Origin of the sequence: Halomonas terrestris (genome assembly GCF_049166755.1) — a bacterium.
Taxonomy (GTDB): Bacteria; Pseudomonadota; Gammaproteobacteria; order Pseudomonadales; family Halomonadaceae; genus Halomonas.
This window is the reverse complement of record NZ_JBMHFZ010000015.1, coordinates 1-17,074: the sequence shown is the minus strand read 5'-3', so window position 1 is coordinate 17,074 and position 17,074 is coordinate 1. Positions and strand designations below refer to the sequence as shown.

Sequence of the window (17,074 nt, the reverse complement as noted above, 5' to 3'; positions counted from 1 at the left end):
TTTCATTTTCAGGTATTTGAGAGGAACCAAGATGAGCGGACGTATCGTACAAATCATCGGCGCGGTGATTGACGTAGAGTTTCCGCGGGACAACGTTCCCAAGGTCTACGACGCGCTGAAGGTCTCCGAGAAGGAGACCGTGCTCGAGGTCCAGCAGCAGCTGGGCGACGGCGTGGTGCGCACCATCGCCATGGGCTCCACCGAGGGTCTCAGGCGCGGCCTGGAGGTCACCAACACCGGTGCGGCCATCTCCGTGCCGGTGGGCAAGGAGACCCTGGGTCGCATCATGAACGTGCTCGGCGAGCCCATCGACGAGGCCGGCGACATCGGCGAGCAGGAGCGCATGCCGATCCACCGCAAGGCGCCGAGCTACGCCGACCAGGCGGCCTCCGAGGAGCTGCTGGAGACCGGCATCAAGGTCATCGACCTGGTCTGCCCGTTCGCCAAGGGCGGCAAGGTCGGCCTGTTCGGCGGTGCCGGCGTGGGCAAGACCGTCAACATGATGGAGCTGATCCGCAACATCGCCACCGAGCACAGCGGTTACTCGGTGTTCGCGGGGGTCGGTGAGCGGACCCGTGAGGGCAACGACTTCTACCACGAGATGACCGAATCCAACGTCATCGACAAGGTGTCGCTGGTCTACGGCCAGATGAACGAGCCGCCGGGCAACCGCCTGCGCGTGGCGCTGACCGGCCTGACCATCGCCGAGAAGTTCCGCGACGAAGGCCGCGACGTGCTGCTGTTCGTCGACAACATCTACCGCTACACCCTGGCGGGTACCGAGGTATCGGCGCTGCTGGGCCGCATGCCCTCCGCGGTGGGCTACCAGCCGACCCTGGCCGAGGAGATGGGCGTCCTGCAGGAGCGCATCACCTCCACCAAGACCGGCTCGATCACCTCCGTGCAGGCCGTCTACGTGCCCGCGGATGACCTGACCGACCCGTCGCCGGCGACCACCTTCTCGCACCTGGACGCCACCGTGGTACTGGCGCGCTCCATCGCCGAGCTGGGTATCTACCCGGCCATCGATCCGCTGGACTCCACCTCGCGTCAGCTGGATCCGCTGGTCGTCGGCGAGGAGCACTACGACACCGCCCGCGGCGTGCAGAACGTGCTGCAGCGCTACAAGGAGCTCAAGGACATCATCGCGATCCTGGGCATGGACGAGCTGTCCGACGAGGACAAGCAGGCCGTGGCCCGGGCGCGGAAGATCCAGCGTTTCCTGTCGCAGCCGTTCTTCGTGGCCGAGGTGTTCACCGGCTCCCCGGGCAAGTACGTGTCGCTGAAGGACACCATCCGTGGTTTCCAGGGCATCCTCGACGGCGAGTACGACGATCTGCCGGAGCAGGCCTTCTACATGGTGGGCAGCATCGACGAGGCCGTCGAGAAAGCCAACCAGATGAAGTAAGGCCGTCCACCAGGGGGACTTCGCTATGGCGAACAGCTTCAAGTGCGAAATCGTGAGCGCCGAGGCCTCGGTCTTCTCCGGCGAGGTCGAGCAGGTGGTCGCCGCCGGCATGATGGGCGACCTGGGTATCCTCCCGGGGCATGCCCCGCTGCTGACCGAGCTCCAGCCTGGCCCGATCCGCGTGATCCATGACGGTGGGCATGAGGAGAACTACTACGTCTCCGGCGGCTTCCTGGAAGTGCAGCCGGACGTGGTGACCATCCTCGCCGACTCGGCGGCCCGCGCCAGGGACCTGGACGAGGCCTCCGCCGAGGAAGCCCGCCAGCATGCGCTGAAGGCGTTCAACGACAAGTCCGCGGAACTGGATTACACCCGTGCCGCGGCCGAGCTCGCCGAAGCCGTGGCGCAGCTGCGCACCATCCAGCAACTGCGCAAGAAGGCCGGCAAGGGCTGATCGACGCTCCTGCCGTGGAAGACGCCCCCCGGATCACTGTTCGGGGGGCGTTTTCGTGTCTGATATCATGCTCGCAGCACAACACGTCTCCGCGCAGGCAGTTCCTGCCTGCCGCCTGGCGGCGTCAGGAGGATGCCCATGTCATTGAATGAGTCCCTGCAGGAACAGAAGGAGGCGTTGCTGGCGGCCCTGTCCGAGGGCCAGAGCGAGCGTCTCGATGAACTCTTGCCGGAGCTGCGTTCCGCGGATATCGCCGAGATCGTCGAGGACATCCTCGCCGAAGAGGATGACCTTCCCATCGCCATCGCCCTGCTCGATTGCCTGCCCATCGAACGGCGGGCCAATGTGCTCGGTTACCTGCCGGGCGAGGAGCAGACCGATGTGGCCGAGGCGATGTCCGACGAAACGCTGCTTTCGGTGCTGGTGGAGATGGGGTCGGACGAACGAGCCGACCTCTTCAACCTGCTCGACGAGGATCGTCGCGAGGGCCTGTTGCGCCGCATGGCGCGGCAGGAGCGCGAGGACCTCAAGCGCCTGGCCAGCTACGAGGAGGGCACCGCCGGGGCGATCATGACCTCGGACTACGTGGCCATCCCCAGTGGCATGACGGTCTCCCAGGCGATGATGCGGGTGCGCCAGACGGCCCCGGACGCCGAGACCGTCTACCAGCTCTACATCATCGATCCCGACGGCCGCCTGGCCGGTACCCTGTCGCTGCGCCAGCTGATGGTGGCGCGGCCCGGTGCGAAGGTCGACGACCTGATGATCAAGGACGTGATCAGCATCTCCGTGGACGAGGAGCAGGAGGAGGTCGCCCGCGTGGTGGCCCGCTACGACCTGCTGGCGGTCCCGGTGGTCGACGCCGAGGAGCGCCTGGTGGGCATCGTCACCCACGATGACGCCATGGACGTGGCCGAATCCGAGGCCACCGAGGATATCCACAAGGGGATGTCCATCGGCCAGCTGGAAGACGGTGTCAGCCGGGTGCCGATCTGGAGCCTCTACCGCAAGCGGGTGACCTGGCTGGTGCTGCTGGTGTTCGCCAACCTCTTCTCCGGGGCCGGTATCGCCTATTTCGAGGACACCATCGCCGCCCAGGTGGCCCTGGTGTTCTTCCTGCCGCTGCTGATCGGCAGCGGTGGCAACGCCGGCGCCCAGGCCGCCACCCTGATGGTGCGCGGCATGGCCACCGGCGACGTCGGGGTCAAGGACTGGGGGACCCTGCTGGGGCGCGAGCTGCTGGTGGCCGGCTCCCTGGGCCTGACCATGGCGCTGGCGGTGGCCCCCATCGGGGTGATGCGCGGTGGCGAGGCGGTGGCCATGGTGGTGTCCATGAGCATGGTCACCATCGTGCTGTTCGGCAGCCTGCTGGGCATGTGCCTGCCCTTCCTGCTCGACCGGCTGGGCTGGGACCCGGCCACCGCCTCGGCACCGCTGGTGACGACACTGATCGACGCCTCGGGGGTGCTGATCTACTTCAGCATCGCCACGGCGATCCTCACCGGACTCTGACCGCGACACCCCCGTCGCCGACGGTGCACAGTCCGGGTTCGGTCGTCATGCCGGCGAGGCGGACAACGTGCGGACGGATGTGTATGCTCGGCTTCGTCCACCCACACAGGAAGCGCCATGGACTGGCTACAGGTTGCCGTGCTCTCCATCGTCCAGGGACTGACCGAGTTCCTGCCGGTCTCCAGCTCCGCTCACCTGATCCTGGTGCCGGTGCTCACCGACTGGACGGACCAGGGCCTGGCCTTCGACGTGGCCCTGCACCTCGGCAGCCTGGCGGCGGTGGTGCTCTACTTCCGCCACGAACTGGCGCGCATGATCGTCAGCTGGACCGGTTCGCTGCGTGGCGGGACGCCCGACCGGGACGCTCGCCTGGCCTGGTGGGTACTGCTGGCGACGATTCCGGTCAGCGTGGTCGGTTTCGCCTCCCGCGATGCCATCGAGGTCGGCATGCGCTCGCCGCTGATCATCGCCGGCGGCCTGATCGGCTTCGGCGTGCTGCTGGGCGTGGCCGACTGGCGCCGACGCAACGGTCGCAGCGAGTACCAGCTGACCCTGAAGGACGCCGTGCTGATCGGCCTGGCCCAGGCGCTGGCGCTGATCCCCGGTACCTCCCGCTCCGGCATCACCATCACCGCGGCGCTGCTGCTGGGGATGAGTCGCGAAGGGGCGGCACGCTTCTCCTTCCTGCTGTCGATCCCGGTCATCGTGCTGGCCAGTGCCCTCGAGATCGTCGGGCTGGCCAGCGAGCCCCGGGCCGTGGAGTGGTCGACCCTGGTGGTGGGCACGCTGCTGTCGGGCATCAGCGCCTACCTGTGCATCCACTATTTCCTGGTCTTCATCCGCCGGGTCGGCATGCAGCCCTTCGTGGCCTATCGCATCGTGCTGGGACTCTGGCTGCTGTGGCTGTTCTGGTAAGCTCCCACCACCCGTCTGCTGGAGACCCGTGACCCATGACCCTGTCCCGTCTGCTGTCGTTGTCGCTGCTGTCGGTGTTCGCCGCGTTGCTGGCAGCCTGCTCGGAGAACGACCGGCCCCTGGACTCCCCGGTGCGCCTGGAGGGGGCGATCTTCGGCAGCTTCTACCAGGTGACCATCGCCGACCCCCTGACCCAGGGCGAGGCCCGGGCGCTGGAGGAGGGTATTCTGGAAGTGCTCGAGGCGGTCGATGCCTCCATGTCGATCTATCGCGAGGATTCGGAGCTCATGACCTTCAACCGGGCCCCGGTCGGCGAGTGGCAGCCACTCTCCGACGAACTGGTCGAGGTGCTGGCGATCAGCCAGTCGGTGGCCGAGGCATCCGAGGGCGCCTTCGATACCACGGTCGGTGCCCTGGTCAACCTCTGGAGCTTCGGTTCCGAGGCGCGCCCCCGCGAGATTCCCGATGACGAGACCCTGGCCCGGCGCCTGGCCGAGATCGGCCCCGACAGCATCGAGGTCGACGTGGAGGGGCTCCAGGCCCGCCGCCTGCGCGATGTCTTCGTCGACCTGGGCGGTGTGGCCAAGGGCCATGCCACCGATCGCGTCGCCGCCTACCTGAACCGGGAGGGTATCGAGCACCACCTGGTGAATCTCGGAGGGGACCTGAGCGTGCGCGGCTATCGCGATGGTGACGGCCAGCCCTGGCGCATCGGCATCGAGGCGCCACTGGACGATCGCCAGGAGGCACGGCACGTGGTGCCGCTGCATGACATCTCGGTGGCCACCTCCGGCGACTACCGCAACTACTTCGAGGACGACGGCCGGCGCTACTCCCATACCCTCGACCCCCGTACCGGCCGGCCCATCACCCACCGGTTGGCCTCGGTGACGGTGGCCCACCCCTCCAACGCCTGGGCGGATGCCTGGGCCACGGCGCTGATGGTGCTCGGGGAAGAGGCGGGCATGGCCCTGGCCCACGAGCAGGGGCTCAGTGTGCTGATGATCGTCCGCGAGGAGGAGGGAACCTGGAGCAGCCGCGTCAGTCCCGCCTTCGTGGATGCCTTCGGCGAGGCGCTGGTCGAGGAGCTCGGCCTCGAGGTCAGCTGACGGGAACAACCCTTGCCTGGCCGGCATGGAGTGCCGGCCCCGGTACCATCTAGACTATAGCGATTGTGATAATGGACAAGGAGTCATTGATGACGCTTGACGTGGTGATTCTCGCGGCCGGACAGGGCACGCGGATGCGCTCGACCCTTCCCAAGGTGCTGCACCGCCTGGCCGGCAAGCCGATGGTGCGCCATGTGATCGACACCGCTCGCCGGCTCGAGGCCGAGCACACCCATGTGGTGGTGGGCCATGGGGCCGAGCATGTGCGCGAGGCGCTGGCCGACTGCGAGGTGCGCTTCGCCCTGCAGGCCGAGCAGAAGGGCACCGGCCACGCCTTGGCCCAGGCGCTGGACGGGCTGGGCCATGGCCGGGTGCTGGTGCTCTACGGCGACGTGCCGCTGATTCGCCGCGAGACCCTGATGACGCTGCTGGAGGGTGTCGACGAGCAGCACATGGGGTTGCTGACCGTGACCCTGGACGACCCCTCCGGCTACGGCCGCATCCTGCGCAACGACGCCGGTGAGGCGGTGGCCATCGTCGAGCACAAGGACGCTTCCCGGGAGGAGCTCGCCATCCGCGAGTGCAATACCGGGATCATGGCGATGACCGCGGCCCAGCTCAGGCGCTGGCTTCCGCAGCTCTCGGCGGACAATGCCCAGGGCGAGTACTACCTGACCGATGTGATCGCCCTGGCCGCCGCCGAGGGGGTGAGGATCGTCACCACCCAGCCGGCCCGGGCGCTGGAGGTGGAAGGGGTCAACAACCGGGCCCAGATGGCGCGTCTGGAGCGTGCCCACCAGCGCGAGCTCGCCGAGCGGCTGATGGTCGAGGGCGTCGCACTGCTCGACCCGGAGCGCCTCGACATCCGTGGCCACCTGAGCTGCGGCCACGACGTCGAGATCGACGTGGGCTGCATCTTCGAGGGCGAGGTAGAGCTGGGCGAGGGCGTCCGCATCGGTTCCCACTGCGTGATCCGCGACAGCCACATCGGCGCCGAGACGGTGATCGAACCCCACAGCGTCATCGAGGGCGCGGTGGTGGCCGGTCGCAACCGCATCGGCCCCTTCGCCCGGCTGCGCCCCGGCTCGCGGCTGGCGGTGGGGGCCAGGATCGGCAATTTCGTCGAGACCAAGAACGTCGAGGTGGGCGAGGGCAGCAAGATCAACCACCTGAGCTATGTGGGCGACGCCTCGCTGGGACGCGGCGTCAATGTCGGTGCCGGTACCATCACCTGCAACTATGACGGTGCCAACAAGCACCGTACCGAGATCGCCGACGACGCCTTCATCGGCTCCAACACCGCCCTGGTCGCGCCGGTCAGCGTCGGCAAGGGCGCCACCGTGGGGGCCGGCTCGACCATCAGCAAGGATGTCCCCGACAATGCCCTGGCGGTCTCTCGTGGCCGCCAGGTCAGCAAGGCCGACTGGCCGCGGCCGACCAAGCGCCAGGAACCCTGAGGAGAGATCGCATGTGTGGAATCGTGGGTGCCGTTGCCGAGCGCAACGTCCAGGGGATCCTGCTCGAGGGGCTCAAGCGGCTCGAGTATCGTGGCTACGACTCGGCGGGCATGGCCGTCCAGTCCCCCGGGGGGGCGCTGCAGCGCCGTCGTGCCGTCGGCAAGGTGGCGGCGCTCGAGGAGCGCCTGGCGGCCGAACCGCTGCCCGGCCGCTGCGGCATCGCCCATACCCGCTGGGCGACCCATGGCCGGCCCAGCGAGGCGAATGCCCATCCCCACCAGTCCGGCGAGCGGCTGGCGGTGGTGCACAACGGCATCATCGAGAACCACGAGGCGCTGCGTCGTGAACTGGTCGCCGAGGGCTACCGCTTCGACTCGGAGACCGACACCGAGGTGGTGGCCCACCTGGTGGAACGCGAGTACCACGCCGCGGATGGCCTGCTGGCCGCGGTGCAGCGGGTACTGGCCCGGCTCGAGGGTGCCTATGCCCTGGCCGTGATGCATGCCGACGAGCCCGATGTCATCGTCGGTGCCCGCAAGGGCAGCCCGCTGGTGGTGGGCGTGGGCATCGACGAGGCCTTCCTGGGCTCCGACCCCCTGGCCCTGCTGCAGGTCACCGACCGTTTCATCTACCTCCAGGAGGGTGACGTGGTGCGGCTGTCGGCGCGGGGTGGCATCGCGGTGTTCGGCGCCGCGGGGCAGGCGGTCGAGCGCGAGGTGCAGACCTTCGAGCACGGCGATGGTGCGGCCAGCAAGGGCGAGTATCGCCATTTCATGCTCAAGGAGATCCATGAGCAGCCGGCGGTGATCGCCGCGGCCCTGGAGGGGCGCCTGGGCGAGCGGTCGGTGCTGGTGGAGAGCTTCGGTCCCCAGGCCGAGGCGCTGTTCGCGCGTGTCCGCCAGATCCATATCGTCGCCTGTGGCACCAGCTACCATGCCGGCCTGGTGGCCCGCTACTGGCTGGAGCGATTCGCCGGGGTGCCGGTGCAGGTGGAGGTCGCCTCGGAGTACCGCTACCGCCCGGTGGTGGTGCCGGAAGGGACCCTCTTCGTGACCCTGTCACAGTCCGGGGAGACCGCCGATACCCTGGCGGCGCTGCGCTTCGCCCGGGAGCGCGGCTACCTGGCCAGCCTGGCGATCTGCAACGTGCCGGGAAGCTCGCTGGTGCGCGAGTCGGACCTGACGCTGATGACCCAGGCCGGCCCGGAGATCGGCGTCGCCTCGACCAAGGCCTTCACCACCCAGCTCGCCGCCCTGATGCTGCTGACCCTGGCGCTGGGCCGGGTCAAGGGCCTCGACGACGGCGTTCAGGCCGAGCTGGTCACGGCGCTGCGTGGCCTCCCGGGGCTGGTGGAGCGAGTGCTGGCGCTGGACCCCGAGATCGAGGCGCTCTCCATGGCCTTCGCCGAGAAGCACCACGCCCTCTTCCTGGGCCGTGGGGCGCACTTCCCCATCGCCCTGGAGGGTGCGCTGAAGCTCAAGGAGATCTCCTACATCCACGCCGAGGCCTACCCGGCCGGGGAGCTCAAGCACGGCCCCCTGGCGCTGGTGGACAGCGAGATGCCGGTCATCTCCGTGGCGCCCAACGACGAGCTCCTGGACAAGCTGAAGTCCAACCTCCAGGAGGTGCGGGCCCGGGGTGGCGAGCTGTTCGTCTTCGCCGACGAGGGGGTCGGGCTGGACGAAGAGGAGGGGATCCGGGTGCTGCGTCTGCCCCATGTCCACGAGGCGCTGGCGCCGATCCTCTACACCGTGCCTCTGCAGCTGCTCAGCTATCACGTGGCGGTGCTCAAGGGCACCGATGTGGACCAGCCCCGCAACCTGGCCAAGTCGGTGACGGTGGAGTAGCGCCGACCGGGCCGGTGCCATGCCACCGGCCCGGGGTCAGCGCTCCACCCAGCCCTGCGCGATCAGCCGGGCGAACAGCAGGTGATAGAGCCGCCTCGCCACCCGCCGATAGAAGGGCAGGACCAGCCAGTCGCGACTGGCCCCCACCAGCAGGGCGGTGGCGGCGGCCAGCAGGGCGCCGCCCAGCATGTCCTGCGGGAAGTGCACGCCGAGAAAGATCCTCGCCCAGGCCACCGGCAGCGCCAGCAGCAGCAGGACGCGGCCGATGCGCCGGGTACCGGCGTGCAGCAGCAGGCTGAAGGCCATGGTCAGCATGATGGTCAGGTGGTTGCTGGGAAAGGCCGGCGTCGGTGCATGCGCCAGGAAGGTCTGGCCGATGGGGACCATGAAGGGGCGAGGCAGGGGCCATAGCAGCCCGATCAGCCAGCTCGCCGCCAGCGCCAGCAGGGTGGCCATGAAGGCCTCGAGCAGGGGCTGCTTGAGCCGCTCGCTGCCACGCAGCCAGCCGACCACCAGCAGCGCCGGGATCGACCAGATCAGGTAGACCGCGGCGAGCTCGGCCACCAGCAGCCAGCGTGGATCCGTGTCGGGCGCGGCGTTGAACAGCTCGAACAGGGCGAGATTGAGGGGCGTGTCCATGGGTGTCATTGCTCGGCGCCGTGAGGCGCGTCCATCATCGGTGAGGCGTCGATGGCGAGAGGTTGCCAGCGATTCCCCGGGGCTTCATTGCCTTTTTGTTACGGAAGGGTGACCAGGATGCCCGGACTGTATCTCGGACTGCCCATGTGGGCCAATCCCGACTGGCGCGGCAGCCTCTATCCGCCCCGTGGGGGCGGGCTCGAGGAGTATGCGCGGGTGTTCACCGCCGTGGAAGGCAATACCACCTTCTACAGCGGACCGCCGCGCCCCGAGACGGTGGCGGCCTGGTCACGCCAGGCCCCGGCGGATTTCCGCTTCTGCTTCAAGCTGCCCGCGACCCTGACCCACGAGCGGCGGCTGGCCGGGGTCGAGGCCGAGCTGGATGCCTTCCTCACGGCCCTGGCGCCGCTGCATGATCGCCTGGGTCCCTTGATGGTGCAGCTGCCCCGGGACTTTGGCGCCGAGGAGCTTCCCCGGCTGGAAGCCCTGCTGTCTCGCTGGCCATCGGGAATTCCCTGTGCGGTGGAGGTCCGTCACAGGGAATTCTTCCACAAGGGGGCGGCCGAGATCGCCCTCAACCGCTTGTTGATAACTCATGGCGCCGACCGGGTGATGCTCGACGTGCGGCCGCTCTTCTCGACGCCACCCGGCGGTCATCCCGGGCTGCGCAAGGCCCAGGGAGAGAAGCCGAAACGCCCATTACACGTGCTTTCCACGGGAGGTCGGCCGCTGGTGCGCTTCATCGGTCATCTCGATGACGAGATCAACGAGCGCTACTTCACCCCCTGGATAGAGCGGCTCTGCCTGTGGATAAAACAGGGGAAAACCCCTTTCCTGCTTGTGCATACACCCGACAACCGTCGGGCGCCGGAACTCGCTCGGCGGCTGGTTTCCCGGCTTGCCGAACAGTGTTCACTCCCTCCCCTTCCCGCCTTTCCCGGTGAGGACCAGGCGCGGCTGTTCTGAGCCCCTGGGGGCTTGCCGATATCCGGGTCTGCTCATGTAATGCCTTCGGCTGGTCATCTGCGGCTTGATCGGATAGTTTTATGCCCCGGAGTGCCATTACCCATAGATATTCCCGGATTCTGCGCCGAACCAGCACATTTTCCGCGAATCTCCGGCATCCGGCGTTCCCGGTCTCGGGGCCACCCGGCCCCCGGCATGCGGGGACGCGACTCGGCAGTGATCCTGCCTGGATCCTGTCATGCTCTGGTCGGTGTCGTGCCACCCACGGCGCCCTGGACGTGGCAACTACAAGCATAAGCCGTCATCGCGCCTGACCGGTCGATGGCGACACGCACAATCAGGGTGATTCATGTCTAAACACGTACATGCGCAGTGGTCGTCGAAGATGACCTTCGTGCTCGCCGCCGCGGGGTCCGCGGTGGGGCTGGGCAATATCTGGCGGTTTTCCTACATGGTGGGTGACAGCGGTGGCGCGGCCTTCGTGCTCATCTACCTGGCCTGCGTGGCCCTGGTGGGCCTGCCGATCCTGGTGGCGGAGTGGCTGATCGGCCGCCGCGGCCAGGAGAACCCCATCAACGCCATGGCCGACCTGGCCCGCAAGGGGGGCCACCTGCCGGCCTGGGTGCTGGTGGGGGTCAGCGGCGTGCTGGCGGCCTTCCTGATCCTCTCCTTCTATAGCGTGATCGGCGGCTGGTCGCTCTCCTACACCCTGGGTTCCGTCACCGGCCGATTCACCGGCCAGAATGCCGACGGCACCGGCGCCATCTTCGGCGACCTGCTGGGCAGCCCCGGCATGCTGACCCTGTGGCACACCGCCTTCATGGCGCTGGTGATCTGGATCGTCGCCCGCGGCGTCACCAAGGGGCTCGAGGGTGCGGTGCGTACCCTGATGCCGGCCCTGGTGGTGCTGCTGATCGTGCTGGTCGGCTACGGCATGACCACCGGCCACTTCGGCGAGGCCCTGGCCTTCATGTTCCGCCCCGACTGGGGCGCGGTCACCGGCGGCGTGGTGCTGGCGGCCATGGGGCAGGCGTTCTTCACCCTGTCGCTGGGCATGGGCATCATGATGGCCTACGGGTCCTACCTGGGCGAGGACGTCAGCCTGATCGGCACCGCCCGCACGGTGATCATCCTGGATACCGCCATCGCCCTGCTGGCCGGCCTGGCGATCTTCCCCATCGTCTTCGCCAACGGCATGAGTCCCGCCGATGGTCCGGGGCTGATCTTCATCAACCTGCCGGTGGCCTTCGGCAACATGACCGGCGGCACGCTCCTCGGCCTGATGTTCTTCCTGCTGCTGACCTTCGCGGCGCTGACCTCGGCGATCTCGCTGCTGGAGCCGGTGGTGGAGCTGATGGAGGAGCGCACCCCGCTGTCCCGCGTGGCGGCAACCCTGGTGGGGGGCGCGGCGGTCTGGGCGCTGGGCATCGCGGCGCTGATGTCCTTCAACGTCTGGGACAGCTTCCTGATCTTCGGGCTCAACGTCTTCGACCTGCTGGATACCTTCACCAGCAAGTTCCTGCTGCCGTTGACCGGCCTGGGAGCGATCCTCTTCGTCGCCTGGTGTCTGGACCGCCGGAGCGTGGCCGCCGAGCTGAATATCGAGGGCGGTGCCGAGAAACTCTGGCACCTGGTGGCGCGCTACGTCGCACCCATCGGGGTGATCCTGGTGTTCGTCTCCAGCCTGTGAGTCATATGCCGATATGCTGGGGGCGAACCCCCCTGCGAGCCCCGCCCAGGCGGGGCTCGCAGCGTATGGATCCCGGTGACCCGTCGGCGGGCCGGGATGTCAGTGCATCTCGTCCTCGGCCAGTTCGTCTTCGGGGAGCTGGGCGATGTCCCGGGACAGGCGCTTGAACTCGTTGTGCAGTTCGATACCGCGGCGGGCGCGCAGGTTGCGCTGGGCGGCGGTCCGTGAACGCTGCTCGTGTTCGGCCACTTGCATGCTCATGAAGATGTCGAGAAGTTCACTCTTGAGGGAGGTTAACCGTTCGACATTGCGCATGATCGACTCTCCTGTCTGCAGTGAAGGTGCCGGCATCATGGACGCTGCGCGACACTGCAATTCCTACTATACCGCACTTGACAGAATTATGGCGGCATGGGTCGGCCTGCCACAACGCTGTGCCAACGCAGGGTTTCCCGGGGAGGAATGCTCCGGCCAGTGAGCATGGACACGCGGCTTGGGGCATACTGTGGTCAGCAGCCAGCCATCTTTTCCGTCGTCTCGCCCCCCGTGTCGTGGCGACCCGCAAGCAAGGAGTATCCCGTGAGCCGCGCCCTGTTCGATGAGATGAGACGTCGCATGGAGCACTTCCGCCGCTCCGAGCAGAAGGTCGCGCGCTTCGTGCTGCGCAACCCCGAGGAAGTCATCCACATGCGCATCGTCGACCTGGCCACCGAGGCCAAGGTGAGCGAGCCCACGGTGGTGCGTTTCTGCCGGGCGCTCGGCTGCAACGGCTTCCAGGACTTCAAGCTCCAGCTGGCCCAGATGCTGGCCACCGGCAGCCAGTTCGCCCAGTTCTCGATGAACGACAGCGACTCGGTGGCGGAATTCTCGCAGAGCATCTTCGACTCCACCGTGGGCACCCTGCTGTCGGTGCGCGACCGCCTCGACAACGAGGCGCTGAGTCGGGCGATCAACGCCCTGGCCATGGCCAACCGCGTGGAGTTCTACGGCTTCGGCGCCTCCGGGGCCGTGGCCTTCGATGCCCAGCACAAGTTCTTCCGCCTGCAGATCTCCACCGCGGCCTATGCCGATCCGCACATGCAGAACATGTCGGCGGTGACCCTCAAGGAGGGCGACGTGGTGGTGGCCATCTCCCAGACTGGCCGCACCCGGGCGCTGGTGGCCAGCGTGCGCCTGGCCCGGGAGGCCGGCGCCACGGTGATCGGCCTCTGTCCCAGCGGCTCGCCGCTGGCCGAGGAGGTGACCCTGCCGCTCTACATCGATGTCCACGAGGACACCGAGATCTACACCCCCATGAGCTCGCGCATCGCCCACCTGGCGCTGATCGACGTGCTCGCGGTGGGCGTGGCCAAGACCCGCGGCCCCAGACTCGCCGAGCAGCTCAGGGAAGTGAAGAAGAGCCTCACCCCGCTGCGCTTTCCCGAACAGGAAGGGAAGCCTTAGCCACCTGAAGACGCGGCTTTCCCGGTGACAGGTCCACGCGGAGGCGCTGTGGACCCATCCCTGGGCGCTACATTCGTCATCCCTGACGAATGACCTCCGCTTCGACCTGTCCCCGGCGCCGCTCGCCTCGATGATTGGGCTGGCCGATATGCTAAGCTGAGCATCCATTTTTCTACCCGCAGTAGCTCCCGATATGGACGACGTCACGGCGATCCTCGACCACCTGAACACCGCCCAGCGCGAGGCGGTGAGCGCCCCCCAGGGCAACATGCTGGTGCTGGCCGGCGCCGGTTCCGGCAAGACCCGGGTGCTGGTGCATCGCATCGCCTGGCTGATGCAGGCCGAGGGGCTCTCCCCCTATGCGGTGCTGGCCGTGACCTTCACCAACAAGGCGGCCCGCGAGATGCGCACCCGCCTGGAGTCGCTGCTGGGCCTGTCGCTGCGCCATGTGTGGGTCGGGACCTTCCACTCCATCGCCCATCGCCTGCTGCGCACCCACTGGCAGGATGCCCGGCTGCCCCAGCACTTCCAGATCATCGATTCCGACGATCAGCTGCGCCTGGTCAAGCGCCTGCTCAAGGACCACCGCATCGACGACGAGCGCTTCCCGCCGCGCCAGGTGCAGTCATTCATCTCCGGCTGCAAGGAGGAGGGGCTGCGCCCCCACCAGGTCGATGCCCACGGCGACGCCTACCTGGGCCAGATGGTCGAGCTCTACGAGCGCTACCAGCTCACCTGCGAGCGGGGCGGCCTGGTCGACTTCGGCGAGTTGCTGCTGAGGAGCCTGGAACTGCTGCGCGACAACCCCGCGCTGCTGGCCCACTACCGGGAGCGCTTCGCCCACGTGCTGGTGGACGAGTTCCAGGACACCAACACCCTGCAGTACGCCTGGCTCAAGCTGCTCACCGGCATGCAGACCCCGATGACGGTGGTGGGCGACGACGACCAGTCGATCTACGGCTGGCGCGGCGCCCGGGTGGAGAACATCCGCCGCTTCGAGGAGGAGTTCAGCGACACCCGTACCGTGCGCCTGGAGCAGAACTACCGCTCCACCAGTGCCATTCTCGATGCCGCCAACGCCCTGATCAGCCACAACACCGCCCGCATGGGCAAGGAGCTGTGGACGGCCGGCAACCGCGGCGAGCCGATTTCCGTCTATTCGGGCTTCAACGACCTCGACGAGGCGCGCTTCATCGTCGACACCATCAAGGAGAAGGTCGACGAGGGGCATGCCCGCCGCGAGATCGCCATCCTCTACCGCTCCAACGCCCAGTCCCGCGTGCTCGAGGAGAGCCTGATCCGCCAGGGCATGCCCTACCGCATCTACGGCGGCCAGCGCTTCTACGAGCGCCTCGAGATCAAGAACGCCCTGGCCTACCTGCGCCTGCTGCTCAACCGCGACGACGATGCCTCCCTGGAGCGGGTGATCAACGTGCCCGCACGCGGCATCGGCACCCGCACCGTGGAGATCCTGCGCACCCGCGCCCGGGAGTCAGGCGTCTCGCTGTGGCAGGCGCTTCACGACGGCCTGGCCGATGCATCCCTCAAGGGGCGTGCCGGCGGCGCGGTGACGGCCTTCGCCGACCTGATCGAGCGGCTGGACAACGACACCGCCGGCCTGGCGCTGCACGAGATCATCGACCAGGTGATCGAGGTCTCCGGGCTGGTCGAGCACCACCGTAGCGAGAAGGGCGAGAAGGGCCAGGCTCGGGTCGAGAACCTGGAGGAGCTGGTCACTGCGGCACGTGCCTTCACCCAGGGCGAGGCCCTGGACCCGCCCGTGGCCGGCGAAGGGGGTGCGGCCCTGGAAGCCTTCCTCTCCGAGGCGGCACTCAATGCCGGCGATCACGAGGCCGATGACTTCGAGGACTGCGTGCAGCTGATGACCCTGCACTCGGCCAAGGGACTGGAGTTTCCGGTGGTGTTCATCGCGGGGGTCGAGGAGGGGCTCTTCCCCCACCGCATGTCCATGGAGGAGCCGGGCCGCCTCGAGGAGGAGCGCAGGCTCTGCTATGTGGGCCTGACCCGCGCCATGCGCAAGCTCTACCTGACCCACGCCGAGCTGCGCCGCCTGCACGGCAAGGAGACCTTCCAGCGGCCGTCGCGCTTCCTGCGCGAGATTCCCGAGGAGTTCCTCGAGGAGGTCCGGCTGCGCGGGCAGATATCGCGGCCGGTCACCGTCCGTCGGCCGGCCGTGGGCCTTTCGCGCCAGGCCACGGTCAACGGCGGCAGCGACCTCCCCAGCCTGAGCCTGGGACAGCGTGTCCAGCACCCGGTGTTCGGGGAGGGGGTGATCCTCAATGCCGAGGGCGAGGGGGAGCGTGCCCGGGTGCAGGTCAGCTTCGAGGGCGAGGGCGACAAGTGGCTGGTGCTGGGTTTCGCCAAGCTGACGCCGCTCTAGTTTCCGTTGACGTCTACGTCAAATGTCGACGCTTGCCGGTCAATTTGGCTTTGACGCATACTCACGGGTGGACACCTTGCGCCAGCCGTCTCGGCGCGGATCATAAAAATCACCTGGAGTCATGCCCGCCATGCAACGCCGTAAATTCCTCAAGACCGTCGGCCTCGGTACCGCCGGCGCCGTCGCCGCTCCCTTCGTCTCCACCGCCAAGGCCCAGGAGACCATCACCTGGGACATGGTCACTTCCTGGCCCAAGAACTTCCCCGCCCTGGGCACCGGCGCCAACGATTTCGCCGAGCGCATCGAGCAGCTCTCGGGGGGCCGCATGCGCGTGCGCGTTCACGGTGCCGGCGAACTGGTGCCGGCGCTGGAAGTCTTCGATGCCGTCGCCGCCGGCACCGCCGAGATGGGCCACTCGGCCTCCTACTACTGGCGTGGCAAGGTCGCGGCCTCCCAGTTCTTCACCGCCGTGCCCTTCGGCATGAACACCACCGAGACCAATGCCTGGCTCTACCACGGCGGTGGCCAGGAGCTGTGGGACGAGGTCTACGGCAAGCACAACCTCAAGCCGTTCCCGGTCGGCAATACCGGTGCCCAGATGGCCGGCTGGTTCAAAAAGGAGATCAACTCCCTCCAGGACATGCAGGGGCTGAAACTGCGCCTGCCGGGCCTGGCCGGTGAGGCGATGAACGGCATCGGTGTCACGACCGTGAACATGCCGGGTGGCGAGATCTTCACCTCCATGCAGACCGGCGTGCTGGATGCCGCCGACTGGGTCGGTCCCTACAACGACCTGGCCTTCGGCCTCCACCAGGTCGCCGACTACTACTACACCTCGGCCTGGAACGAGCCCAGCGCGATTCTCGAGGGCACCGTCAACCTGGATGCCTGGAATGCCCTGCCCGACGACCTCAAGGCGGTGGTCACCCAAGCCGCCAAGGCCTCCAACCTGGCCATGATCAGCGAGTTCGCCTACCGCAACGCCCAGGCGCTGGAGACCCTGGTGGAAGAGCACGGCGTGCAGCTGCGCAGCTTCCCCGAGGACGTCATGGAAGCGCTGTTCGAGTCCTCCAAGGAGGTCATCCGGGCGCAGACCGAAGCCGACCCGGACTCGGCGAAGGTCTACGAGTCCTACCTGGCCTTCCAGAAGCTGGTGCGCCCCTTCAGTGACGTTGGGGAGTACGCCTACCTCAAGGCGCGCGAGAACGTGGGCGCCTAGGAGCCTGTCGGACT

Annotated in this window: 14 protein-coding genes; 12 read left to right on the top strand and 2 right to left on the bottom strand. The window is 67.6% G+C overall.

Annotated elements, in window-relative coordinates; all coding sequences use genetic code 11:
- The first annotated feature begins 31 nt into the window (after positions 1-31).
- The 7 genes from atpD (at position 32) to glmS (ending at position 8,702) form a co-directional block, all read left to right on the top strand.
- The gene (gene atpD, locus ACOMD9_RS14120) at positions 32-1,408 is read left to right on the top strand and encodes a F0F1 ATP synthase subunit beta (protein WP_421416033.1); all 1,377 of its coding nucleotides are present in this window, start codon (positions 32-34) and stop codon (positions 1,406-1,408) included.
- A 25-nt stretch (positions 1,409-1,433) separates the two neighbouring features.
- On the top strand, positions 1,434-1,862 hold the full coding sequence (locus ACOMD9_RS14115) for a F0F1 ATP synthase subunit epsilon (protein ID WP_421416031.1): 429 nt from the start codon (positions 1,434-1,436) through the stop codon (positions 1,860-1,862).
- Between the two features lie 138 nt (positions 1,863-2,000).
- Positions 2,001-3,374 (top strand): magnesium transporter, encoded by a 1,374-nt coding sequence (gene mgtE / locus ACOMD9_RS14110; RefSeq protein WP_421416030.1) that lies wholly within the window; start codon positions 2,001-2,003, stop codon positions 3,372-3,374.
- A gap of 117 nt (positions 3,375-3,491) precedes the next feature.
- A complete protein-coding gene (locus ACOMD9_RS14105) occupies positions 3,492-4,289 on the top strand; it encodes an undecaprenyl-diphosphate phosphatase (protein ID WP_421416028.1) in 798 nt (265 codons plus the stop codon).
- A 35-nt stretch (positions 4,290-4,324) separates the two neighbouring features.
- The gene (locus tag ACOMD9_RS14100) at positions 4,325-5,398 is read left to right on the top strand and encodes an FAD:protein FMN transferase (RefSeq protein WP_421416026.1); all 1,074 of its coding nucleotides are present in this window, start codon (positions 4,325-4,327) and stop codon (positions 5,396-5,398) included.
- An 89-nt stretch (positions 5,399-5,487) separates the two neighbouring features.
- On the top strand, positions 5,488-6,855 hold the full coding sequence (glmU, locus tag ACOMD9_RS14095; RefSeq protein WP_421416024.1) for a bifunctional UDP-N-acetylglucosamine diphosphorylase/glucosamine-1-phosphate N-acetyltransferase GlmU: 1,368 nt from the start codon (positions 5,488-5,490) through the stop codon (positions 6,853-6,855).
- A gap of 11 nt (positions 6,856-6,866) precedes the next feature.
- Positions 6,867-8,702: a glutamine--fructose-6-phosphate transaminase (isomerizing) gene (gene glmS / locus ACOMD9_RS14090; protein WP_421416023.1), complete on the top strand. Its 1,836-nt coding sequence runs from the start codon at positions 6,867-6,869 to the stop codon at positions 8,700-8,702.
- A gap of 36 nt (positions 8,703-8,738) precedes the next feature.
- Here glmS and ACOMD9_RS14085 read toward each other — a convergent pair whose 3' ends face one another.
- On the bottom strand, positions 8,739-9,341 hold the full coding sequence (locus tag ACOMD9_RS14085) for an undecaprenyl-diphosphatase (protein ID WP_421416020.1): 603 nt from the start codon (positions 9,339-9,341) through the stop codon (positions 8,739-8,741).
- 117 nt (positions 9,342-9,458) lie between these two features.
- Between ACOMD9_RS14085 and ACOMD9_RS14080 the strand changes: the two genes are divergently transcribed.
- Both ACOMD9_RS14080 and ACOMD9_RS14075 read left to right on the top strand, forming a co-directional pair.
- On the top strand, positions 9,459-10,307 hold the full coding sequence (locus ACOMD9_RS14080; RefSeq protein WP_421416018.1) for a DUF72 domain-containing protein: 849 nt from the start codon (positions 9,459-9,461) through the stop codon (positions 10,305-10,307).
- Between the two features lie 349 nt (positions 10,308-10,656).
- Positions 10,657-11,997 (top strand): sodium-dependent transporter, encoded by a 1,341-nt coding sequence (locus ACOMD9_RS14075; RefSeq protein WP_421416017.1) that lies wholly within the window; start codon positions 10,657-10,659, stop codon positions 11,995-11,997.
- Between the two features lie 99 nt (positions 11,998-12,096).
- Here ACOMD9_RS14075 and ACOMD9_RS14070 read toward each other — a convergent pair whose 3' ends face one another.
- Positions 12,097-12,312, bottom strand: coding sequence for a PA3496 family putative envelope integrity protein (locus ACOMD9_RS14070; RefSeq protein WP_421416014.1), 216 nt, complete (start codon positions 12,310-12,312; stop codon positions 12,097-12,099).
- A 264-nt stretch (positions 12,313-12,576) separates the two neighbouring features.
- Between ACOMD9_RS14070 and hexR the strand changes: the two genes are divergently transcribed.
- The 3 genes from hexR (at position 12,577) to ACOMD9_RS14055 (ending at position 17,060) form a co-directional block, all read left to right on the top strand.
- Positions 12,577-13,440: a transcriptional regulator HexR gene (gene hexR, locus ACOMD9_RS14065; RefSeq protein ID WP_421416011.1), complete on the top strand. Its 864-nt coding sequence runs from the start codon at positions 12,577-12,579 to the stop codon at positions 13,438-13,440.
- A 193-nt stretch (positions 13,441-13,633) separates the two neighbouring features.
- Positions 13,634-15,841 carry a DNA helicase II gene (gene uvrD / locus ACOMD9_RS14060; RefSeq protein ID WP_421416009.1) on the top strand — a complete coding sequence of 736 codons (2,208 nt, stop codon included), beginning with the start codon at positions 13,634-13,636 and terminating at the stop codon, positions 15,839-15,841.
- A gap of 130 nt (positions 15,842-15,971) precedes the next feature.
- The gene (locus ACOMD9_RS14055; protein WP_421416008.1) at positions 15,972-17,060 is read left to right on the top strand and encodes a TRAP transporter substrate-binding protein; all 1,089 of its coding nucleotides are present in this window, start codon (positions 15,972-15,974) and stop codon (positions 17,058-17,060) included.
- Positions 17,061-17,074 lie beyond the last annotated feature (14 nt).